Source organism: Enterobacter cloacae complex sp. 2022EL-00981, assembly GCF_028737495.1.
GTDB lineage: Bacteria > Pseudomonadota > Gammaproteobacteria > Enterobacterales > Enterobacteriaceae > Enterobacter > Enterobacter cloacae.
In genome coordinates this window covers 282,955-305,963 of the sequence record NZ_JAQZRK010000002.1, presented here as the reverse complement: position 1 = coordinate 305,963, position 23,009 = coordinate 282,955, and the positions used below count along the sequence as shown (strand labels likewise).

Here is a 23,009-nt window from a genome sequence, read left to right as displayed (position 1 = left end):
CGTGAGGGCAGGCCGACGGCTACAGCGCAGCCCTGCGGTACGGGGCATAATCTGCTTGCCACCAGGTCTCTTCAATCCGCGCCAGCAACATCTCATCCTCCATGGCTGGCGCAACACCTTGCTCAATGGCCGCTCGGGCGACGGCAAACGCGATATGGCGTGACACCGTTTCTATATGATCCACCGGCGGCAATAACCCGCCTTTTTCGGTTGTCACCAGCGGCGACTGCGCGGCCAGGCTGCGGCTTGCCGCCATCAGCATCTCCTCGGTGACCCGGCGTGCATGGCAGGCCAGAATACCCAGCCCCAGCCCGGGGAATACATAGGCGTTATTACACTGGGCAATATCGTACTGCTCGCCCTGCCTGAACACCGGCGCAAACGGGCTGCCGGTGGCAACGAGCGCGGCGCCCTGTGTCCAGGCAATGAGATCCTGCGGTTGCGCCTCCGCGCGGGATGTGGGGTTAGAAAGCGGCATAATCACCGGACGCGGGCAGTGGCGATGCATCTCTTTCACAATCTCTTCGCTGAAGAGGCCCGGCTGGCCTGAGACCCCAATCATTACCGTCGGATGCGCGTTTTTAACCACGTCCATCAGCGAAATATTGTTCGACTCAACCTGCCAGTCGCGGATCGCCTCGCGCGCCGTGAGCAGGTTTTTCTGGAAGTCGAGGAGGTTGGTCATATCGTCAGTCAGCAGGCCAAAGCGATCGACCATAAAGACCCGACTGCGGGCTTCGGCTTCGGTTAGCCCGTCATCCATCATCAGCGCCACGATTTTTTCGGCGATGCCGCAACCGGCGGATCCGCTCCCCAGGAAGACCACGCGCTGATCGCGAACACGGGTCCCGGCAGCATGGGCGGCAGCAATCAGCGTGCCAGCGGTCACGGCGGCGGTACCCTGGATATCGTCGTTGAAACAGCACAGCTGGTCGCGGTAGCGCTGCAGCAGTCTGGTGGCGTTTTTCTGCGCGAAATCCTCAAACTGCAGCAATACATTGGGCCAGCGCTGCTTCACGGTACTGATAAACATGTCCATAAACTCGGCGTACTGATCGTCGCTGATGCGTGGGTGACGCCAGCCCATATACATGGGATCGTCCAGATGCTGCTGATTATTGGTACCGACATCGAGCATAATCGGCAGGGTAGACGCCGGGTGGATCCCGCCGCAGGCGGTATATAACGAGAGTTTTCCAATGGGTATTCCCATCCCACCAATTCCCTGATCGCCAAGCCCCAGAATACGCTCTCCGTCGGTCACGACGATGACGCGAATATCATTGCGTGAGAAGCTTTGCAGCATTTCATCGATACGGTGACGATTGGGCCAGGAAATAAACAGCCCACGCGCGCGGCGATAAATAGTCGAGAAGTGTTCGCACGCTTCTCCTACCGTGGGGGTATAGATAATGGGTAACGTCTCTTTCAGGTGCGAACGCAGCAGGTTGTAAAACAGCGTCTCATTAGTATCCTGGATATTACGCAGATAAACGTGGCGGGAAATATCGCTTTTAAAATGACAGAATTGTACCCAAGCGCGTTCGGTTTGTTCCTCGATGGTTTCAACGTTGTGTGGCAACAAACCGTGCAGATTAAAGTTATCACGTTCTTCTTTAATAAATGCGAGCCCTTTATTTAATAACGGGTTTTCCAGTAATACGGCGCCGCTATAAGGGGTATACAGTACTTCTTTGCGAGACATGAATGACTCCTGAATTTCAATAATCGGATAAGGTTCAGTTGCAGGCGCAGGTTTATTTATGTCTGTCGTTTCGCGCTAATCTAGCGGTTAAGGATCAGAGGCGTAGTGATAACGGTCACAGTCTTTCTGGTTTAATTAATTTCAAAACACCGACGCGGCGATTAAAAACTTTAGTTACGAAAAGATGAATTAAGTTATTTAAAAACAAATTCTCGTGCTGTTCACATTTCCGGCGAAATCGCCATGCTAATTTCTCGATGAACCATTTTTATAAATGGCAATTTGAATACGATTAAATATTAAAGCTTTATTAAGTACAGGCCAATTACGATTTATTCCTGTTTATTGATATCCGAACCTACTAATCCGGTGATTATATGAAAGATAATTCTGTAACCACGTCTCCAGTCGCTTCACGTTTTGCTTTTGGGTTGAGCAATGCTGAAGTTGGCGCGGTCCCGTTGATGCTGTTTGTCGGGATCGCGGCCATTGTGGCCACCTCCGCGTGGGCGGAGCTGCTGCCGAAAAACATGATCGGTGGACTCGCGGTGATCATGACGCTCGGTTTCGCCTTTGCCAAAATTGGCCGACAAATCCCGCTGCTGAAAGATATTGGTGGCCCGGCAATATTGTGCCTGATGCTGCCCTCGGTGCTGGTCTATTTTGGCGTATTCGAGAAACACACCCTGGATACGGTTCACCTGTTGATGAAAGAGGCCAATTTGCTCTATTTCGTCATCGCCTGTCTGGTGGTGGGAAGCATTTTGGGGATGAACCGCGTGCTGTTGATTCAGGGGATGATCCGCATGTTCGTTCCGCTGGTGGTGGGTACCCTGATGGCCGTGCTGACCGGCTTACTCGTTGGTTCGCTGTTTGGCTATACGCCGTATCACACCTTCTTCTTCATCATCGTACCGATTATCGGCGGAGGGATTGGCGAGGGGATTTTGCCGTTGTCGCTGGCCTATTCGGCGATACTGGGTCAGACACCTGACGTCTACGTGGCGCAACTGGCACCCGCCGCCGTAGTGGGGAATATCTTTGCCATTATTTGTGCGGGTACGCTGGCGCGCCTCGGGGCAAAACGTCCCTCGCTTTCAGGCAATGGCATGTTAACCCGCAGCAAAGATGACACAAGCCTGTTTGCCAGCGCGCAGAGCGTACAGCAGACGGATTTCCATCTGATGGGGGGCGGGCTGCTGATGGTGTGTGCGTTTTTCATCGTTGGCGGACTGTTTGAGAAACTGGTGCATATTCCCGGCCCGGTATTGATGATCCTCATCGCCGTGCTGTGCAAATACTTCAAGGTGATCCCGGCCTCCATGGAGCAGGGGGCGCACAGTTGCTATAAATTTGTCTCCGCTGCGCTGGTCTGGCCGTTGATGATTGGTCTCGGCATGCTGTACGTGCCGCTCGAGAGCGTGGTGTCGGTCTTTTCGGTGGGATATGTGGTGGTGTGCGGTTCGATCGTCATCGCAATGGCGCTGAGCGGCTATTTTATTGCGTCGCGTCTGAATATGTACCCGGTGGAAGCGGCGATTGTCACCTGCTGTCATAGCGGGCTGGGCGGGACAGGAGATGTGGCAATTCTTTCCGCGTCTAACCGCATGTCGCTGATGCCGTTTGCCCAGATTGCGACCCGCATTGGCGGTGCGTCGACGGTGATTTTCGCCACGCTTTTGATGGGCTGGTTAATGGCGCACTGATCCCGGATGTCAGAAGACTGAATCGCAACGACATTTTGAGCACGCCGTTGCGGTTCAGTTCTTTATAAATATCACTGCGCTGGATAGAATTACCGCATTCACAGCGACGGGAAACCGCACGATGACCGGAAGAGTTGATTACCAGATTGAAAAATTTCTCTTTACCGAAGCCGCCGAACCGGAACGTCTGACGCGCCAGTGGGCGGAGGTACTGGAAGAGTGTCGGGAGCAACAGGCCGGTGCAGAAGAACGTCTTCGTCTGGCGCTGCTGAATGTGGATTACGTCACCAGCTTTGAGCTTCCTTTCCGGTTACTCCTCACCCGCGCCCCACAGTTAATTGACGGCCTCAGAAAAGAGCTTCAACTCAGCCAGAAAAATGTGCTGTTCAACGGCAAGCGCTTCGGCTGTGTTTATAGCCTGAAAATGAATCTGGACGGGATCCCCGATGAATTTAACTACCACCTGAAAACGCGTATCCAGCGCAGTGATAGCGAAGGGGGGAGCGAAGTGCCGTACCGGCAAATCGCCCAGCAGGTGAAAGCGCCCCGTGAGCGATTAAAGTTAGCGCTGGAAAACGGGCTCGCGGTAACCGCACTCGACGGGCTTTTCTGGTTCGGCATTCAGCGCATCGCGGCCGATGTGCAACGGTTGCGCAAAACGGGGATGAGAATAACCACCTCCGGGACCGAGGTCTTTGATACCCTTACCAGGACCCGACGGCAGATCCCGGTCTATCGTCAGGAAAAAGCGTAGCGTTGCCACGGATATTAACGTAACCGCAGCGCTACTCAGCCCGCAGCAATATCGCCATCAGCCCAGGAAAACGGGCATCCAGATCGTCTCTTCGCAGTGAAATCATATTCTCTCGCCCCTGCGGGCGCTGCCAGATTACACCGCTGTCGCGCAGTACGCGCCAGTGGTGGGTCATGGTGGATTTCACCACATCGTCCGGGCGCAGCGCGTTGCAGCTCAGTTCACTGCCATCGGCCAGCCTGCGGATAATCAATAGCCGTAGCGGGTTGCCGAGAGCAAACAGCACATTTTCCAGCAGTATTTGTTCAGGTTCGGGGTGGTTTGGGATCATCGTTTTCCTGCGTCAACGTTCAGATTGAGCTATATCAACAATAGGTCGACCGTGAAAAAATAGTTCGATAATACTCGTACAATAGGACTATTATAGCAAACGAACGCACAGGCGACCATCCCGGTCGTCACAACTCAGTCTTACAGACTTAAGGAAATATTATGCCCCGACCCATCCCTCTCGAACGTTATCGCAACATCGGTATTTCCGCGCATATCGATGCCGGTAAAACGACAACCACCGAACGCATCCTGTTTTACACCGGGATGAGCCACAAGCTGGGTGAAGTACACGATGGCGCGGCAACAACCGACTGGATGGCGCAGGAGCAAGAGCGCGGGATCACCATTACCTCCGCGGCTGTCAGCTGCTTCTGGCCGGGTATGGACAGAGGGTTTGAACCGCACCGGATCAATATCATCGACACTCCGGGGCACGTGGATTTCACCATTGAGGTGGAACGTTCCATGCGCGTGCTGGACGGTGCCGTCATGGTGTACGACTCCGTGGGCGGCGTGCAGCCACAGTCAGAGACCGTCTGGCGTCAGGCGAATAAATATCATGTGCCGCGCCTGGCATTCGTCAACAAAATGGACCGTCCGGGTGCCGATTTCTTCCGCGTCGTACGGATGATGCAGGAACGCCTGAAGGCGAATCCGGTGCCTATTGTGATCCCTGTGGGCGCGGAAGAGCACTTCACCGGCGTGGTGGATCTCATCAAGATGCGTACCATTGTGTGGGATGATGCCACACAAGGCATGGTGTTTAACTATGCGCCGGTACCGGACGAATTGCTGAGCACCGCGCAGGAGTGGCGGGAAAAAATGGTCTCTGCGGCAGCAGAAGCCAGCGACGCGCTGATGGATAAATACCTGGAGACGGGCGACCTTGATGAGGCTGAGATCATCAAAGGGCTGCGTATTCGGACCATCTCTGGTGAAATCCAGCCGATGCTGTGCGGCAGCGCCTTTAAAAACAAAGGGGTACAGCGCATGCTCGATGCGGTGATTGAGCTGATGCCATCCCCTCTGGATGTACCGGCCATCGACGGTGTGGACGAAAAAGGGCAGCATGCGGAGCGTCATCCAAGTGATGAAGAACCGTTTTCTGCGCTGGCGTTCAAACTGATGAGCGATCCGTACGTCGGGCAGTTGACCTTTATTCGCGTTTACTCTGGCGTGTTGAGAAAAGGCGACGCGGTGTATAACCCGGTGAAGGGCAAGAAAGAGCGTATCGGACGCATCGTGCTGATGCATGCCAACGATCGTCACGAGGTGGACGAGCTGCGCGCCGGTGATATTGCGGCCTGTGTGGGTCTGAAGGATGTGACCACCGGGGACACGCTCACCGATCCGAATGCGGTCATCACGCTTGAGCGAATGGAGTTCCCGGACCCGGTGATCTCCCTTGCCATCGAGCCAAAAACCAAGGGCGATCAAGAGAAAATGGGCATTGCCCTGCAACGCCTGGCGGCGGAAGATCCGTCGTTCCGTCTGCATACCGATGAAGAGTCCGGCCAGACGATTATTTCCGGTATGGGTGAGTTACATCTTGAGATTATCGTCGATCGCATGAAGCGTGAGTTTGGTGTCGAGGCAAACATCGGCCGTCCGCAGGTGACCTACCGCGAGACGCTGCGCAAAGCGGTGAAAGATATCGAAGGCAAATTTGTCCGGCAGTCCGGCGGTAAAGGGCAGTACGGGCATGTGGTGCTGAGCCTTGAGCCGTTAGAGCCTGGCAGTGGCTTCAAGTTTGAAGATGCCACGAAGGGTGGCGTGGTGCCGCGTGAGTATATTCCCTCTGTGGAAAAAGGGCTGCGCGAAGCCATGAACAGCGGCGTGCTGGCGGGGTATCCGGTTGTCGATGTAAAAGCGACCCTGACCTTTGGGTCGTATCACGACGTCGACTCCTCGGAAATGGCGTTCCGCATGGCGGCGATCCTCGGGTTTAAAGAGGGCGCACGCAGAGCGGATCCGGTGATCCTTGAGCCGGTGATGCATGTCGAGGTGGAAACGCCGGAAGAGTACGCCGGTAATATTATGGGCGATCTCTCATCCCGGCGTGGCATGGTGCAGGGCATGGAAGAGCAGTACGGCAGCCAGATTATCCGCGCTGACGTGCCGCTGGCAGAGATGTTTGGATACGCCACCACGCTGCGCTCGATGTCGCAAGGCCGCGCGACCTACACGATGGAGTTCCACCATTTTGCGGAAGCACCGCGCAATGTGGCGGATGAGATTATTGCCCGGCGTGCGAAGAGTTAATTAATTACACATGGTAGTCGTTGGGCTACCATGTGTTTTTGAGCCTGCCACTGAGTTATACAAAAAGCCCTTCTTTTCTTTCATCGTTTTACTTAATCAGCGTAGCCGATCGAACTTTCCATTTTCCTTTTTCCTGGACGAGACAATCTGCGACAACATGATCTTGCGTTTTACCAAATGCGAGATAGACATTTGTGCATACGGCATCAAAATCTGAATGCAAGACTGTTATCTGATCCCAGTCCTCATTCCAGTCCTGAGATTTGATGAACATATCCGCGTCAGGCATATCTTTTTCGTTACTGTCGCCTGAGTACATTGCTTTAATTGCTGCAACGGTCTCAGAGGTAACGTAATCATTCATGATGTCTGGATTGAGGACTGGCGGTTTGTCCTGATTCAACTGCGCGATATACCATTGATTAAATGTAAGAGCTGCCACTGCCGGTGCATCACTGCTATCAGCGACTGCGAACGGTGACAGGGCGAAAAGTAAAAAGAAGCGTCTTTTCATTAGTCATGCCTGAATAATTCATAATGTGGCTGTATGTTGCGGTATGCCTGACCTGGGTACATGGTGCGTTGTACAAAATCGCTAATCCACTGTTGCCCATCGTATATACAAACGTGGCCACTATCGTGACCCACAATATTTTGAATAACGGCTACGTCACCTGCATGCGGTTGATCATATACCAGGCGGAAGCCAGCGTTGACTAATGTCAGCCCCATGTCTTTTGCAAGACGCGTATTGGGAATTTTTAATCTTCCTCCCACTCTGATTGCTTTTGTGACGTAGTGAGCGCAATAACCTGTGCTCCGAGGTTGGGCATGAGATTTGGCATACGAGATTGCACCATCTTTATTCCATGACATTGATATTTCCTTAATGAGAGATTGCTAATGCAACAGTCCGGAAATATCCTCTGTTTTACATCGTTATGGTAAACATAAAATGCCATAGAAGTTTTATATAATTCAGTGGGATACAATTAAAAATATCAATCCAGCGCCTTCACCATTTTCCCACTCGCCACAAACGTCCCGGCTCCCAGATGGTGCAGGGTATTCAGCTTATCCCCGTCAAACTGCCAGCGTCCGGCGACAAACGCGCGTTCATCGGCGGCGGCTGAAACCACTTCCCCGAACAGCGTATCGTACTTTTCTGCCGCGGATGTAACGGGTAATAACCGGCACTCCATCCACGCCAGACATTTCTCTTCAATGACGGGCAGGCCGAGTGCCGGACCGTTCACCACCGGGATGCCGTAGCAGTTGAATTTGTCTTCGTCGCGCCCGCTAACGCTACCCACCGCGTAGGTCCAGTTGGCGGCGGACACGCCGGGAATGACGATGCCAAATTGCCCACTGCGTTCAATCAGTTCACGCGACCAGGTGCTTTTATCCACCACAATGGCGATACGCGGTGGTTCAAATTCAACCGGCATCGACCACGCGGCAGCCATAACATTACGCCTGTCCAGGGTTTCATCCCGACTGGTGATAAGCACGGTGGGGCCATGGTTTAATAGACGGCTGGCATGACGTAATTCAACAGGACGAAAGTGGCTCATAAGGTCTCCTCATCAATAACGATGAGTATGGCGAAAAAGCACGGAAATCAAAGTGGACGCGTAAAATTAGTTTATAAACAGAACATCACTGTTAAAGGAAACTGATGCATGTCCCCATTTCTGACTGCTTATTTCGCCCGCATCGGCTGGAAACAACCGGCTATTGTTGATATCGACACCTTGCGCGCGCTGCATTTACATCACAACTGTGCGATCCCGTTTGAGAATATCGATGTCGTTCTGCCGCGCGAAATACAGCTCGACGATCAAAGCCTTGTCGACAAACTTGTTAAGGCGCGTCGCGGGGGGTATTGCTTTGAACAAAATGGCTTGTTTGAGCGCGTGTTGCGCGAAGTCGGGTTGACGGTGCGCAGCGTGCTGGGACGTGTGGTATTAGCGAATCCACCGCAAATGCCGCCGCGCACGCATCGCCTGTTGCTCGTCGAACTTAACGGCGAACGCTGGATTGCCGACGTTGGGTTTGGCGGCCAGACGCTGACGGCACCGATTCGTCTGCTTGCCAACCAAGAGCAGGAGACGCCGCACGGTCTGTATCGTCTGCTGAGCGAGGGGAACGACTGGGTACTGCAATTCCGTCACCATGAGCACTGGCAGTCGATGTACCACTTTGACCTGACGACACAATATTTCAGTGATTACGTCATGGGGAATTTCTGGTCGGCGCACTGGCCGCAGTCCCATTTCCGCCATCATCTGCTGATGTGCCGCCATCTGCCTGACGGCGGCAAACTGACGCTGACCAACTTCAACTTTACTCACTGGCAAAAGGGCCATGTAGAGGAGCAGATCCATCTTCCCGATGCTGCGGCGCTGTATCAGTTGATGCAGGAACGCTTCGGGCTGGGTGTTGACGATCCGAAGCACGGTTTTTCCTTGGCAGAGTTGACGGCGGTGATGGCAGGGTTTGAAACTCACGGAAAATAGCCGCCTCGCTATCGGCCGCGAAACTCGCGCCGATAGCGAGAAGGCGAGGTGTTAAGCAGTTTGTGAAAGTGACGGCGCAAGGATGTTGTTGAGGGAAACCCGACACGCTCGGCAATATCATCCACAGGCTGGTCGGTTTTTTCGAGATAACGTTGTGCGACGATAATGCGCTGGTTTAGCAGCCAGCGCGAAAAGCTCTCACCGGTGGTTTGCTGAAAACGCCGGGTAAAGCTGCGACGGCTCATGCAGGCTTTTTCCGCCACGCAGTCCAGCGTGAGCGCAAGCTGGAGGTTTTCCGTCGCCCAGGCTAGCGCGTCGGTGAAGTTGTCTCCACGACGCGTGTTCTGAACCGGCAGTTCTACGTATTGACGTTGTCCACCCTGGCGATGGGGCGGTACCACCAGCAACCGCGCCACGCTGTTTGCCACTTCCGCGCCCCAGGCCTGACGCACCAGATGCAGGCAGCAGTCGATACTGGCCGCCGTGCCCGCAGAAGTGACAACGTCACCATTATCGATATAAAGAACGTCTTTATCCATCTGCACAGAGGGATAGAGACGTTGAAAGTCAGACGCCCAGCGCCAGTGCGTCGTCGCAGGGCGGTTTTCAAGTAGCCCGGCAGCGGCTACCACAAACGCGCCCATACACAAACCCACAATACGCGAACCCGCGGCATGTGCTTTTTGCAGGGCTTGCAGGAGATCGGGGGCCGGGGCATGCTCGGGACTGTCCCAGCTTGGGACGATCACCATATCCATTCCGGCCAACTCATCAAGCCCACGCTCGACAACGATTGAAAATCCGGCATTGGTTTTAAGCGCGCCGGGCGTGGTGGCGCATACGACAAGCTGGCAAAGGGGGGCGCCCGTTGGTGTTAGCGCTTTCTCAAATACGGCATAGGGCACCGAAAGGTGAAAAGGAATAATGCCATCAAATACAACAATACCAATTTTAAGCGTCATGTAAGCCTCCGTGTGCCAGCCAGTGCCAGTATAGAGACCTGGCTGGCAACGGGGATCAAGTCCAGTCTTATTCTGTGACTGGCAGCGCCATAACGTCTTTGGTCGTCATAATCTCGGCAAACACATCGGCAACACCGGCTAATGCCGCACGTTGCAGCGCTTTGTGGTCCACCACGCCACCCTGACCATCATCCAGATCGCGTGTTGCTGTCGCATCTTCAGGGATAATCACGTTATAGCCCAGCGGAACAGCGTCACGTGCGGTAGAGGAAATGCACATGTGCGTCATCAGGCCAATGACTATCACCTTTTTGATCCCTTTTTTCTTTAATTGCGCATCCAGATCGGTGCCAACAAAAGAGCTCGGGGTCGCTTTGGTGATAATGGCATCGCGTGCAGAAGGCTGTAGGTCTTGATGGAACCTGGCATAAACAGACCCTTCGGCAAACAGCGGGCTATCCTTTGGCGCTATATGGCGCACGAAGTACACCTGCATCCCCTTTTGATGGGCATAGCTAACCAGCTTTTGACTGTTCTTCAGTACCTTATCGCCATCAGGGATCACCATCTGACCACGAAAATTTTTACCTGCGTAATATTCGTTTTGGATATCCACCACGATTAACGCCGTTTGTGAGGCGGATAAAGACGAAGTCGCCGTTGCGCCTGTCATTGCACGAATGGTTTTGCTATTCGTGCCGGTCGTTTCCTGCGCGCTAGCATAAGTGGAAAAAGTGCTCATCATGCCGATCAGCAATGCTGTACGAAAAAATGGTTTCATCACGCGAACTCCTTCTGTGTTGTGTTCGGGAGCCATTATTCCGCACAGTTGCTCACAGTATGAGTCACCTGGAGAACCAATAACGATACTTTTGGGCCATTATGAGACGACATTTCGTGGTGGAATTTTCTTCTGCAAAGCGGCATGCTTCAGCCTTCATCGCCCGGTGGCGGCTACGCCTTACCGGGCCTACAGCCCACGCGGCGGCATCATTCGAAGGCATGTTGATATGGAAATCGTTTTGCGAAATAAATTCAGTTCATTGGGTATGTTGCTGGGAGGAATTGCACTCATTCTCTCAATCGTCCAGTTTTCATTCGGCCCGTTTTCTCCAAAGCCGCCAGCGCTTGAAGTTATGGTTGCTGAGAAAGTTTCGGCTGTAAAACAAGGGATAATTGCGGGGCTAAAGGGGGAGCGGCCTGCTGCACGGACAGAAAAAACAACGGTCGATATCGACCGCATTCTTCTCAATGCCGGGATTATTCTCGCTGTTGTGGCTCTGGGGCTTTCGTTCATCGGAGGGATGTGCAAGGAGAGCCGTTGGGGGATCTCCGGGGCACTTCTTTTCTCAGGGCTAACGCTAACGTTCCATGCTGTGCTACTTGCATTCGGATTGATCGTCGCGGTGCTGTTGCTGTTATTTATTCTCTCTCTGATAACCGGAGGGGCAGTAAGTTGACATTAAAGCCCGGTGGCGGCTACGCCTTACCGGGCCGACAAGTGCTTGAACGTAGGTCGGGTAAGGCGAAGCCGCCACCCGACAAAATCAACGGCGCGATCTCACCACCTGATACCGACGGGTAAAATACTCAAACGGTGCGCTCCACACGTGCACCAGACGGGTGAACGGGAAGATGAGGAAGATTGTCATCCCCAGCACCAGATGAACGCGGAAGATGGGGGCAACGCCACTCAACATTTCCGATGAGCCGCCCTTAAACGTCACAATTCCCTGCGCCCAGCCGACCAGCTTCATCATCTCACTTCCGTCAGGATACTGGGCGGAGAAAGGAATGGTCGATAGCCCCAGAATGCACTGTATCAGCAGGATACTCATGATGATGATATCCGGCGTGGTGGAAGTGGCGCGCACCCGCTGGTTGAACAGGCGGCGAATCAGCAGCATGGACCCGCCAATCAACGTCAGCACGCCGCAAATCCCCCCTGCAATCATGGCTAACTGCTGCTTAACCGCGACGGGTAAAAACCAGGCATACATCCAGTGCGGGGTTAGCATGCCGAACAGGTGGCCGAAGAAAATCCCCAGGATCCCAATATGAAACAGGTTAGAGGCCCAGTTCATACCGCGTTTGCTGAGCATCTGGCTCGATGAGGCGCGCCAGGTGTATTGCCCGTAGTCGTAGCGCAACCAGCTGCCGAGGAAAAACACGGTGGCGCAGATGTAGGGGTAAATGTCATAGAAAAAGACGTTCAGGTAATGTGTCATTTTGGGCCTCCGGCGCTGACGTCCACATACTGCGGCGCGACGTCCTGGCTAAAGCGTCGTTGATAGTGCTGCATCGGCGAGCTGTCGCACGATGTGGCGTTGTCTTCGATAAACTTGACCTGTTCCTCTTCCCAGACGGCGTCCAGCGCCTGGCGGGTGTCATCGCGTTTCTCCGTGGCCACCTGTTTCGCCACGCTGTCGCTGGAAAGCCGCGTTCCGGCCAACACCAGCAGGGCATCAAACAGCTGATAATGGGCCACGCCGCGCTGCTTCAGACGCCCGCCAATCAGCGCCAGGATCGGCGCGACGTTCTGCAATCCTTCGCGCGCCTCGTCGTCCGTAACGATACTGAGGTACTCCAGATAGAGCGGCAGATAGTCCGGCAGTTCGCGGCAGTCGAGCTGTAGCCCGGCTTTCTCATACTGGCCCATGAGGTCAACCATCGCCTGACCGCGATCGCGGGATTCAGCGTGAACATGCTCGAACAGCAGCAGCGATGTCGCGCGGCCACGCTCAAATACCTCGCACCACTCGGCCTGTTTATCCAGCAGCGGGGCGCTCAGGTGCTGACGGGCAAACGACAGCAGCATGGGTGCGTCCTGCTCAATGAGCGAAAGCGCTTCCTCGCGATTTTCCCACAGGGTCTCATCGGGATACTCAATCAGCAGCGCGATGATTTTGAGGATCTGCATTACTCTCCCTCCCCATGTTCGCGCACCTCGGTGATGTTGATGGCATCAATCCGGCTGCTGTTGAAGAGGTTAAATTTGGTGTCAGAGCCGTGGCAGCCGTCGCCAAAGGTGAAGCCGCAGCCGTTACGTTCCGGGAAGGCATCGCGCGCCATTTCACGGTGGCTGGTGGGGATCACGAAACGATCCTCATAGTTGGCGATGGCCAGATAACGGTACATCTCTTCAACCTGTTCCACGGTAAGGCCTACCTCCTCAATCGCACGGGTGTCCGTGACGCCTTCTACCGTCTGGGAGCGCTTGTAGTGTCGCATCGCCATCATGCGTTTAAGGGCGCGCAGCACCGGACCGGTATCCCCCGCGCTAAGCATGTTCGCCAGGTACTGTACCGGGATGCGCAGGCTTTCCACCGCAGGCAGGACGCCGTCGCTCTGCGGCAGGCCGCCTGCGTCAGCGTAGGACTGGATCGGTGACAGCGGCGGCACATACCAGACCATCGGCAGGGTGCGGTATTCGGGGTGCAGCGGCAGGGCCAGCTTCCAGTCCATCGCCATTTTGTAGACCGGGGAGCGCTGGGCCGCATCAATCACGTTCTGCGGAATGCCCTGTTTCAGCGCTTCTTCAATCACCGCCGGGTCGTTCGGGTTGAGGAACACGTCGCACTGGCGTTCGTAGAGATCGGTTTCATGCTCGGTACTGGCGGCCTCCTCAATACGGTCCGCGTCATACAGCAGCACGCCGAGATAGCGGATGCGCCCGACGCAGGTTTCCGAGCAGACGGTCGGCTGGCCGGATTCAATGCGCGGGTAGCAGAAGATGCATTTTTCTGACTTGCCGCTCTTCCAGTTGAAGTAGATCTTTTTGTACGGACAACCGCTGATGCACAGACGCCAGCCGCGGCATTTGTCCTGGTCAATCAGCACAATGCCGTCCTCTTCGCGCTTGTATATGGCGCCGCTCGGGCAGGTGGCGACGCAGCTTGGGTTCAGACAGTGCTCGCACAGGCGCGGCAGGTACATCATGAAGGTGTTTTCAAACTGGCCGTACATCTCTTTCTGGATCTTCTGGAAGTTACGGTCGCGGGCGCGTTTTTCGAACTCGCCGCCCAGCAGCTCCTCCCAGTTGGGTCCCCAGACGATCTTGTCCATCCGCTTGCCGTCAATCAGCGAGCGCGGGCGAGCGGTAGGGAGGTGATCCCCCTCCGGCGCGCGGTGCAGATCCTGATAATCGAAGGTGAAAGGCTCATAATAATCGTCAATCTGCGGCAGGACGGGGTTAGAAAATATTTTCGACAGCACCCCCATTTTGCCGCCGAGACGCGGCGTCAGCTTACCGTGAATACCGCGGATCCAGCCGCCTTGCCACTCCTCCTGATCTTCCCAGTTTTTCGGGTAGCCGATCCCCGGTTTGGTCTCGACGTTGTTAAACCATGCATATTCCATCCCTTCACGCCCGGTCCAGACGTTTTTACAGGTGACCGAGCAGGTGTGGCAGCCAATGCATTTATCGAGATTCAGTACCATGCCAACCTGTGAACGTATTTTCATTTTTTCGTCTCCTGTACCTGATCCCGACCTTCGCCATCCAGCCAGTTAATGTTTTTCATTTTGCGGATCATGATGAACTCGTCGCGGTTGGAGCCAACGGTGCCGTAATAGTTGAAGCTGTAAGCCAACTGCGCGTAACCGCCAATCATGTGCGTCGGTTTCGGGCAGACGCGGGTCACCGAGTTATGAATACCGCCGCGCCGTCCGGTCACCTCGGAACCCGGAATGTTAAGAATGCGCTCCTGGGCGTGGTACATCATGGTCATACCCGGCGGCACGCGCTGGCTGACCACCGCGCGGGCGGTGAGGGCGCCGTTGGCGTTGAAGGCTTCAATCCAGTCGTTGTCCTCAATGCCCAGCTCACGCGCGTCGGTTTCACTGATCCAGACAATCGGCCCGCCGCGCGACAGAGTCTGCATCAGCAGGTTTTCACTGTAGGTAGAGTGGATGCCCCATTTCTGGTGCGGCGTCAGGAAGTTGAGCGCTTTTTCCGGGAAGCCGTTCGGCGGGATCTCGCGCATATGGCTGACGCTGCGGGTATCAATCGGCGGACGGTAAGCCACCAGACTTTCGCCGAAGGCGCGCATCCACGGGTGATCCTGATACAGCTGCTGACGGCCGGAGAGGGTGCGCCACGGGATCAGCTCGTGAACGTTGGTATAACCCGCGTTGTAGGAGACATGCTCGCTTTCCAGACCGGACCAGGTCGGGCTGGAGATGATTTTACGCGGCTGCGCCTGAATATCGCGGAAGCGGATTTTTTCATCTTCTTTATTCAGCGCCAGGTGGGTGTGGTCGCGTCCGGTCAGTTCGCCCAGCGCTTCCCACGCCTTCACTGCCACCTGACCGTTGGTTTCCGGTGCCAGCGCGAGGATCACTTCGGCGGCATCAATGGCCGTCTCGATACGCGGACGGCCTTTCGCCGGACCGTCGAGCTTGACGTAGTTCAGCTTGCCGAGGAACTCGACCTCGTTTTGCGTGTTCCACGAGATCCCTTTCCCGCCGTTGCCGAGCTTGTCCAGCAAGGGGCCGAGGGAGGTAAAGCGCTCCCAGGTTTCCGGGTAGTTACGCTCGACGACCGCAATGTTCGGCGCGGTTTTGCCGGGGATCAAATCGCATTCGCCTTTGCGCCAGTCCTGAATATCAAACGGCTGGGACAGTTCCGCCGGGGAGTCGTGCTGCAAAGGCTGCAACACGACGTCCGTTTCCGTACCAAGATGGCCGACGCACACGTCAGAGAAAACTTTGGCGATGCCTTTGTAAATCTCCCAGTCGCTGCGCGATTCCCACGCCGGGTCGACGGCGGCAGACAGCGGATGAATAAACGGATGCATGTCGGAGGTGTTCATGTCGTCCTTTTCATACCAGGTGGCGGTGGGCAGGACGATGTCAGAGAACAGGCAGGTGCTGGACATACGGAAATCGAGCGTTACCAGCAGGTCGAGTTTGCCCTCAATGGCGTTAGTCTGCCAGTCGACCTCTTCAGGCTTCACGTCATCGGTCGAGCCTAAATCTTCCCCTTGTATCCCGCTTTCGGTGCCGAGCAAATACTTGAGCATGTATTCGTGGCCTTTACCGGAGGATCCAAGCAGGTTCGAGCGCCAGACAAACAGGTTGCGCGGGTGGTTTTTACCGCTGTCGGGCTGCTCGCAGGCGAAGCGGATATCACCCGATTTCAACGCCTGAACGGTGTACTCCTGCGGCGTCATGCCCGCCGCCTCCGCGCGGGCTTTGATGTGCAGCGGGTTGAGGTTGAGCTGCGGCGCCGACGGCAGCCAGCCCATACGCTCGGCGCGGACGTTGAAGTCGATCAGGTGACCGGTGAATCGGGATGCGTCCGCCAGCGGAGAAAGCAGCTCCTGCGCCGTCAGCTTCTCATAGCGCCACTGGCTGGCGTGGTTGTAAAAGAACGAGGTGCTGTTCATCTGGCGCGGCGGGCGGTTCCAGTCCAGCGCGAAGGCCAGCGGCAGCCAGCCGGTTTGCGGACGCAGCTTCTCCTGGCCCACGTAGTGCGACCAGCCACCACCGCTTTGGCCTACGCAGCCGCAGAAGACCAGCATGTTGATCATGCCCCGGTAGTTCATGTCCATGTGGTACCAGTGGTTTACTCCGGCACCGAGAATGATCATCGAGCGTCCATGCGTTTTGTGTGCCGTGTCGGCAAACTCACGGGCAATTTTTTCAATCAGATACGCGGGGACACCGGTGATCTGTTCGCCCCAGGCCGGTGTATACGCTTTGATCTCACCATAATTTTCAGCCGCGTTATTGTCTTCCAGACCACGGTCGAGACCGTAGTTGGCGAGCACCAGATCGTACACGCTGACCACATGTTTCTGGCTGCCGTCGGCAAGCGTCAGGGTTTTACTCGGCACGCGGCGGGTCAGCACTGGCTCCTGTTTCACGCTGCGAAAATGCGGGTTCTCATTACCGCCAAAGTAGGGGAAGGCGACATCCGCCACGCTGTCGTGGGTGATCAGCAGGGAAAGGGTCAACTCCGTTTCCTGACCCGCAGCCAGCGATTCCAGGTTCCATTTGCCTTTTTCGCCCCAGCGGAAGCCAATGGAACCGTTAGGAACCACCAGATTACCGGCAATATCAAAGGCGACGGTTTTCCACTCCGGGTTGTTGGCTTCGCCCAGCCCGTCCACAAGGTCGGACGCCCGCAGCATGCGTCCCGGCACCAGACGACCATCGGCCTGCTCATCCAGCAGAACCAGCATCGGCATGTCGGTGTAGCGGCGGCAGTAGTTGAGGAAGTAGTCGCTTGGGTTATCGAGGTGGAACTCTTTGAGGATCACATGTCCCATGGCCATCGCCAGCGCGCTGTCGGTCCCCTGTTTGGGGGCGAGCCACTGGTCGCTCAGTTTGGCAACTTCTGAGAAGTCCGGCGTGATGGCAACGGTTTTGGTCCCTTTATAACGAACCTCGGTAAAGAAATGGGCGTCGGGGGTGCGCGTCTGGGGAACGTTAGAGCCCCAGGCGATGATATAGCTGGAGTTGTACCAGTCGGCGGACTCCGGCACGTCGGTCTGCTCGCCCCATGTCATGGGAGAGGCGGGAGGCAGGTCGCAATACCAGTCATAGAAACTCAGGCATGTACCGCCGAGCAGAGAGAGATAGCGGGTACCGGCAGCGTAAGAGACCATCGACATTGCCGGAATAGGCGAGAAACCGGCCACGCGGTCCGGGCCATAATTTTTGATGGTCCAGACGTTGGCGGCGGCAATCAGCTGGTTCAACTCTTTCCAGTTCGAGCGGATAAACCCGCCTTTACCGCGTGCCTGTCGGTAGCTCTGCGCTTTTTGCGGATCGTTTTGAATGGCATCCCAGGCGAGTACCGGGTCGCTGTGCTGCGCCAGCGCCTCGCGCCAGAGTTCAATCAGCCTGCGGCGCACCAGCGGATATTTGAGGCGGTTGGCGCTGTAGAGGTACCAGGAGTAGCTTGCGCCGCGTGGGCAACCGCGTGGCTCATGGTTAGGCAGGTCCGGGCGAGTGCGGGGGTAATCGGTCTGCTGGGTCTCCCAGGTCACCAGTCCGTTTTTGACATAAATCTTCCAGCTGCAGGAGCCGGTACAGTTCACGCCGTGGGTAGAGCGCACAATCTTGTCGAACTGCCAGCGCTGGCGGTAGCTGTCTTCCCAGTCCCGGTTGGTGTGATACACCTGCCCGTGCCCATCGGCGAAACTGTCGCCTTTTGTTTTGAAGTAACGAAAGCGGTCCAGCAGTTTGCTCATGACATTTCTCCTGCTTCGATAGCATGGCCGGAGGGTGCTGCATCACGCTCCGGCGAAGATGTAGTTATTATTTTTGTGAGGATTTACGGCCGTACACCAGCCAGGTGACGAGCACGCAGACGATGTAAAACACGAGGAAGACTTTCATGGCGCCGACCGGCGATCCGGTCATCGCCAGCGAGGTGCCGAAGGCTTTAGGGATAAAAAATCCGCCTACTGCGCCAATGGCGGAAATAAAGCCCAGCGCGGCAGCGGTGTCTGTCACGGCTTCATGCTGCGCCTGTTCATCGGTGCCACCTTGCTTTCTTACCCGGTCAATGGTGATTTGGCGAAAGATAATCGCAATCATCTGGAAGGTTGAGCCGCTGCCCAGCCCGGCGGTGAGGAACAACCCCATAAAGACCAGGTAAAACGCGACAAAGCTGCCGGAGCCCGAGCCGGGCAGGGTCAGGAAGATCAGGGCGCTAAAAATGGCCATAAAGACAAAGTTGATGAGCGTGACGCGCACGCCGCCCAGCCTGTCGGAGATCATCCCGCCCGCTGAACGCGCCAGCGCACCAATCAGGGGGCCAAAGAAGGCAAGGTGAAGAATGTTAACGTCCGGAAACTGGGTTTTCGACAGCATGGCAAAGCCTGCCGAGAAACCGATAAACGAGCCGAAGGTCGCCAGATAGAGCAGGCTCAGCAGCCAGAGATGAAACCGCTTAAGTACCGGAAGCTGGCTGGCGATAGAGGCTTTTGAGCTGGCGATATCGTTCATGCCAATAAACGCCGCAATGGTGGCCAGCAGCAGAAGCGGAGCCCAGATCCAGGCGGCATTCGCCAGCCACATGGTGGACCCGTCCTCCAGAGGCACACCGTTTACCCCCAGAAAGGTGAACATCGGCAGAAAAATGACCAGTGGCGCAATCAACTGCATTACGCTGACGCCCAGGTTTCCCAGCCCGCCGTTGATTCCCAGTGCGCTACCCTGTCTGGATCTCGGGAAGAAAAAGCTGATATTCCCCATGCTGGAGGCAAAGTTAGCGCCCGCAAATCCGCAGAGCAGGGCAATGACGATAAAGACCCAATAAGGCGTCGCGGTGTTCTGAATGGCAATCCCCAGCCAGACGCAGGGGATAATCAGGATCACGGTGCTCAATACTGTCCAGTTACGTCCGCCAAATATCGGCACCATAAAAGAGTAGGGGACACGCAATATTGCGCCGGAGAGAGAAGGTAATGCCGTTAGCATAAAAAGCTGATCGGTAGTGAAATTAAATCCGACTTTATTGAGGTTAACCGCAATGGCACTAAATAACATCCAGACGCAAAAGGCCAATAGCAGGCAAGCCACAGAAATCCATAGGTTTCTTCGCGCGATATGTTTGCCTTTATTCTCCCAGAATTGCGGATTTTCCGGTTTCCAGTTACTTAAAAGATGGTGATGACTTTTCTCACTTTGTTGTGACATATCGCCCTCTTGCTTACCTAAATGGAGATAAAAAATAAGTAAAAACAGCTAGATATGTGAAGGTCTGGTATTGTGGTTATAGGAAGTATTGAGATACAACTGAAAGGATAGATAAAAAAGCGAACCCCAGAGTTTGGAAATGAAATAGGGGATCGCCTAATGTGTTACTAATTGTAACAGTGGGATTTAATTACTCAGAAGGGAGTATTAAAACAACTCCAGAGAAATTAATTTATCAAGATGATTATTAAACGCAGCGTCATCCATTTCAGGCATGTTTAATAGATATATGCCGTCAAGGCCACACACCAGGCCAATTAAACGCCAGGCAATACTTGCTGCCGGGTCACCGGAACGGAATACGCCTGCATCCCTGCCAGCTTCAATAAGGGCAACCGTTTCCTGATGCCACATCTCCATTGTCAGCACATACGCGCCCTTGATCTCTGCGTCGCGGGTTGCGAGGATTTGCGCTTCTCGCCAGAGGCGAATGTAGGGTTCAAACCTGCCGTCATCGCTGCCGAGCATGGCATGTAAACGTGCCCGCCAGCTGGCGTGTTCCCCGAGCACATCCGCATCCAGCAGTTCGCGGATCAGCCGGATAAAGGCCAGCGATTTTAACTCACCGCCGGAGGTGAAATGGTGATGCACTTGCCCGGTTGCGACACCGGCTTCGGACGCGATGCGGCGCACCGTCATGGCGGAAAATCCCTCGGCCAGCGCCACGCGCATGGCGGCCTGTAAGATCTCTTCCCGTCTTTCATCCCTGGTCAGATAACCCATTTTCTCTCACTCTTAAATAGCAATGAAACGAGTGTAACAAAGAGCTGGACAAGTGTTCAACATTCCGTAGGATCGCATCCTGGACATGTGTCCATTTTTATATAAAAAGGAAATTTATGTTTCGTCAGTGGTTAGCGTTAGTGATTATCGTGCTGGTGTATATCCCGGTGGCGATTGACGCGACGGTGCTGCACGTGGCGGCGCCGACATTGAGCATGACGCTGGGCGCCAGCGGTAATGAATTATTGTGGATCATCGATATCTACTCGCTGGTGATGGCGGGTATGGTGCTGCCAATGGGCGCGCTCGGCGACCGCATCGGTTTTAAACGGCTGCTGATGCTTGGCAGCACGCTGTTTGGCCTGTCATCGCTGGCGGCGGCCTTTGCCCCCTCTGCGGGCTGGCTGATTGCCGCGCGCGCCTCGCTGGCAATTGGCGCGGCAATGATCATACCGGCAACCCTTGCGGGTATACGCACCTTGTTTATTAACGCGCGAGATCGCAACATCGCGCTTGGCGTCTGGGCTGCGGTCGGGTCCGGCGGGGCTGCGTTTGGCCCACTGATTGGCGGTATGCTGCTGGAGCATTTTTACTGGGGATCGGTCTTTTTGATCAACGTGCCGATTGTGCTGGTGGTGGTGTCGCTGGCCGCGGTCTATGTTCCGCGTCAGCAAGGGCGCCCAGAGCAGCCGCTAAATATTAGCCATGCCGTCATGCTGATTGTGGCAATTTTGCTACTGGTCTACAGCGCCAAAACCGCGCTTAAAGGCGGGCTTTCACCATGGCTGGTGGCCTGTACGCTGCTCACCGGCGCGGTATTGCTGTTTATCTTCGTGCGTATTCAGCTTCGCGCCCGCGTGCCGATGATCGACATGCGCCTGTTTTGCCATCGCATCATTTTAAGCGGGGTGGTGATGGCGATGACCGCCATGATCGCCCTGGTGGGGTATGAATTATTGATGGCCCAGGAGCTGCAGTTTGTGCATGGCTTTACCCCGTTTGAAGCGGGCATGTTCATGCTGCCGCTCATGGTCGCCAGTGGGTTCAGCGGCCCGATTGCCGGGATACTGGTTGGTCGTCTGGGGCTGCGCATGGTAGCGGCAGGCGGAATGGGGCTGAGCGCCGTCAGCTTTATTGGCCTGTCGATGCTCGACTTCAGCACGCAGCAGTGGCAGGCGTGGTGCCTGATGGTGCTGCTTGGCTTCAGTGCGGCGAGTGCGCTGCTGGCCTCCACCTCGGCAATCATGGCGGCGGCACCGAAAGAGAAAGCCGCCGCTGCCGGGGCGATCGAAACCATGTCCTACGAACTGGGCGCGGGTCTGGGGATCGCGATATTTGGTCTGTTGCTGACCCGCAGCTTCTCGGCGTCGATTGAACTACCGCAGGGCTTACCTTCAACGCTGGCTGATAAAGCCTCGTCATCCATTGGCGAAGCGATGAAGGTCGCGCAGGATCTCAGTCCTGCGCTCGGTGAAACCGTCATTGAGGCGGCAAAAACGGCGTTTATCACGTCGCACAGCGTGGCGTTAGGCAGCGCTGGTGGGATGTTATTGCTGCTGGCGATTGGGATTTGGTTTAGCCTGGCGAACGCGCCGCAACAGTAAATGCAAGCCCGAAGGCGCTGCACCTTCGGGCTTTTCACTTCTTCTTCAGCGGCGCGGTGTCGTTATCGCGTCAGCCGATAGTGCGACTGCACCAGACCCGACGGAAATCTGCGGGTGGATAAAAGCATTAAATCGATATCCCGGGTCAGCGAGCCGAACAGTGGCTTGCCTGAGCCGATCAGGACAGGAACAGTGGTGATAACCATATCGGCCACCAGTCCTTCGCGCAGAAACGACTGGATCACCTGTCCGCCATCTAAATAGACGCGGTGTGCGTTCTGCGCTGCCAGCTCAGCAAGCGCTTCCTTTGGGGTACAGCGGGAGAACTGCACTTTACCTTTCAGCGGCTCGGGCACCTCGGTGTCAGCCAGCTGACTGGAGAGCACCAGCACGGGGCGGTTATAGGGCCATTGGTCAAAGGTCAGCACTTTCTCATAGCTTCCCCGGCCCATCACAATCCAGTCTTTGTCGGCAATGAACGCATCATAACCATGATCTTCCGTTGGATCATCGCGCTGGAGTAGCCAGCCGATATCGCCATCCTGGCGGGCAATGTAGCCATCAAGACTGACGGCGATAAAAACGTGGGTGGTAATCATCGAGGGCTCCCTGTTCAGGCTGTGACGTTAGGACAGTGACGACAGAGCAGTATACCGGAACCGGGGGATGACGATCAGGGGAGCGGGCAGAGGGGCAAAAAAAAGCCAGCCGCAGGGGCTGGCTTTCT

20 protein-coding genes are annotated in these 23,009 nt (G+C 55.4%); 6 read left to right on the top strand and 14 right to left on the bottom strand.

The features are described 5' to 3' along the window. Window positions 1-19: 19 nt before the first annotated feature. Complete coding sequence (locus PUZ33_RS03290; RefSeq protein ID WP_062676891.1) at window positions 20-1,705, bottom strand: NAD-dependent malic enzyme; 1,686 nt, start codon at window positions 1,703-1,705, stop codon at window positions 20-22. A 377-nt stretch (window positions 1,706-2,082) separates the two neighbouring features. Between PUZ33_RS03290 and PUZ33_RS03285 the strand changes: the two genes are divergently transcribed. Together PUZ33_RS03285 and PUZ33_RS03280 are read left to right on the top strand one after the other, a co-directional pair. After that, window positions 2,083-3,411, top strand: a complete 1,329-nt coding sequence (locus tag PUZ33_RS03285; RefSeq protein ID WP_048972818.1) for a 2-hydroxycarboxylate transporter family protein — start codon at window positions 2,083-2,085, stop codon at window positions 3,409-3,411. Between the two features lie 121 nt (window positions 3,412-3,532). Further along, window positions 3,533-4,165: a DNA-binding protein gene (locus PUZ33_RS03280; RefSeq protein WP_013096506.1), complete on the top strand. Its 633-nt coding sequence runs from the start codon at window positions 3,533-3,535 to the stop codon at window positions 4,163-4,165. Between the two features lie 31 nt (window positions 4,166-4,196). On the opposite strand, the gene PUZ33_RS03275 is transcribed toward PUZ33_RS03280, so the two are convergent. Next, window positions 4,197-4,496: an ArsR/SmtB family transcription factor gene (locus PUZ33_RS03275; RefSeq protein WP_062676892.1), complete on the bottom strand. Its 300-nt coding sequence runs from the start codon at window positions 4,494-4,496 to the stop codon at window positions 4,197-4,199. Between the two features lie 161 nt (window positions 4,497-4,657). Between PUZ33_RS03275 and fusA the strand changes: the two genes are divergently transcribed. Then, window positions 4,658-6,760, top strand: coding sequence for an elongation factor G (gene fusA, locus PUZ33_RS03270; protein ID WP_029883351.1), 2,103 nt, complete (start codon window positions 4,658-4,660; stop codon window positions 6,758-6,760). An 88-nt stretch (window positions 6,761-6,848) separates the two neighbouring features. Here the strand turns inward: fusA and PUZ33_RS03265 are convergent, their stop codons facing one another. The 3 genes from PUZ33_RS03265 to PUZ33_RS03255 form a co-directional block, all read right to left on the bottom strand. After that, on the bottom strand, window positions 6,849-7,274 hold the full coding sequence (locus tag PUZ33_RS03265; RefSeq protein ID WP_029883350.1) for a DUF3828 domain-containing protein: 426 nt from the start codon (window positions 7,272-7,274) through the stop codon (window positions 6,849-6,851). After that, window positions 7,274-7,636, bottom strand: a complete 363-nt coding sequence (locus PUZ33_RS03260) for a hypothetical protein (protein WP_061771428.1) — start codon at window positions 7,634-7,636, stop codon at window positions 7,274-7,276. The genes PUZ33_RS03265 and PUZ33_RS03260 overlap by 1 nt, the downstream gene beginning before the upstream one ends. 125 nt (window positions 7,637-7,761) lie before the next feature. Then, window positions 7,762-8,334: a flavin reductase family protein gene (locus tag PUZ33_RS03255; protein WP_058684719.1), complete on the bottom strand. Its 573-nt coding sequence runs from the start codon at window positions 8,332-8,334 to the stop codon at window positions 7,762-7,764. Between the two features lie 108 nt (window positions 8,335-8,442). Between PUZ33_RS03255 and nhoA the strand changes: the two genes are divergently transcribed. Next, entirely contained in the window at window positions 8,443-9,279 is an 837-nt protein-coding gene (gene nhoA, locus PUZ33_RS03250; RefSeq protein ID WP_062676893.1) for an N-hydroxyarylamine O-acetyltransferase, read from the top strand. Between the two features lie 8 nt (window positions 9,280-9,287). On the opposite strand, the gene PUZ33_RS03245 is transcribed toward nhoA, so the two are convergent. Together PUZ33_RS03245 and PUZ33_RS03240 are read right to left on the bottom strand one after the other, a co-directional pair. Next, window positions 9,288-10,241 carry a GlxA family transcriptional regulator gene (locus PUZ33_RS03245; RefSeq protein ID WP_062676894.1) on the bottom strand — a complete coding sequence of 318 codons (954 nt, stop codon included), beginning with the start codon at window positions 10,239-10,241 and terminating at the stop codon, window positions 9,288-9,290. A gap of 67 nt (window positions 10,242-10,308) precedes the next feature. After that, on the bottom strand, window positions 10,309-11,022 hold the full coding sequence (locus PUZ33_RS03240) for an isochorismatase family protein (RefSeq protein WP_062676895.1): 714 nt from the start codon (window positions 11,020-11,022) through the stop codon (window positions 10,309-10,311). 229 nt (window positions 11,023-11,251) lie between these two features. Here PUZ33_RS03240 and PUZ33_RS03235 point away from each other — a divergent pair, with 229 nt between their 5' ends. After that, window positions 11,252-11,701, top strand: coding sequence for a hypothetical protein (locus PUZ33_RS03235; protein ID WP_062676896.1), 450 nt, complete (start codon window positions 11,252-11,254; stop codon window positions 11,699-11,701). A gap of 87 nt (window positions 11,702-11,788) precedes the next feature. On the opposite strand, the gene narI is transcribed toward PUZ33_RS03235, so the two are convergent. The 6 genes from narI to PUZ33_RS03205 form a co-directional block, all read right to left on the bottom strand. Continuing rightward, complete coding sequence (gene narI / locus PUZ33_RS03230) at window positions 11,789-12,469, bottom strand: respiratory nitrate reductase subunit gamma (protein WP_014883923.1); 681 nt, start codon at window positions 12,467-12,469, stop codon at window positions 11,789-11,791. Then, complete coding sequence (gene narW / locus PUZ33_RS03225) at window positions 12,466-13,161, bottom strand: nitrate reductase molybdenum cofactor assembly chaperone (protein ID WP_013096513.1); 696 nt, start codon at window positions 13,159-13,161, stop codon at window positions 12,466-12,468. The genes narI and narW overlap by 4 nt, the downstream gene beginning before the upstream one ends. Next, window positions 13,161-14,705: a nitrate reductase subunit beta gene (narH, locus tag PUZ33_RS03220; RefSeq protein ID WP_029883343.1), complete on the bottom strand. Its 1,545-nt coding sequence runs from the start codon at window positions 14,703-14,705 to the stop codon at window positions 13,161-13,163. The genes narW and narH overlap by 1 nt, the downstream gene beginning before the upstream one ends. Beyond that, window positions 14,702-18,442: a nitrate reductase subunit alpha gene (locus tag PUZ33_RS03215; protein WP_062676897.1), complete on the bottom strand. Its 3,741-nt coding sequence runs from the start codon at window positions 18,440-18,442 to the stop codon at window positions 14,702-14,704. The genes narH and PUZ33_RS03215 overlap by 4 nt, the downstream gene beginning before the upstream one ends. Before the next feature lie 67 nt (window positions 18,443-18,509). After that, complete coding sequence (locus PUZ33_RS03210; RefSeq protein WP_062676898.1) at window positions 18,510-19,895, bottom strand: NarK family nitrate/nitrite MFS transporter; 1,386 nt, start codon at window positions 19,893-19,895, stop codon at window positions 18,510-18,512. Window positions 19,896-20,102: 207 nt separating this feature from the next. Beyond that, window positions 20,103-20,678, bottom strand: coding sequence for a TetR family transcriptional regulator (locus tag PUZ33_RS03205; RefSeq protein WP_023621613.1), 576 nt, complete (start codon window positions 20,676-20,678; stop codon window positions 20,103-20,105). Between the two features lie 116 nt (window positions 20,679-20,794). Between PUZ33_RS03205 and PUZ33_RS03200 the strand changes: the two genes are divergently transcribed. After that, the gene (locus PUZ33_RS03200; protein WP_047024879.1) at window positions 20,795-22,282 is read left to right on the top strand and encodes an MFS transporter; all 1,488 of its coding nucleotides are present in this window, start codon (window positions 20,795-20,797) and stop codon (window positions 22,280-22,282) included. Between the two features lie 62 nt (window positions 22,283-22,344). On the opposite strand, the gene PUZ33_RS03195 is transcribed toward PUZ33_RS03200, so the two are convergent. Next, on the bottom strand, window positions 22,345-22,881 hold the full coding sequence (locus PUZ33_RS03195; RefSeq protein ID WP_062676899.1) for a dihydrofolate reductase family protein: 537 nt from the start codon (window positions 22,879-22,881) through the stop codon (window positions 22,345-22,347). Window positions 22,882-23,009 lie beyond the last annotated feature (128 nt).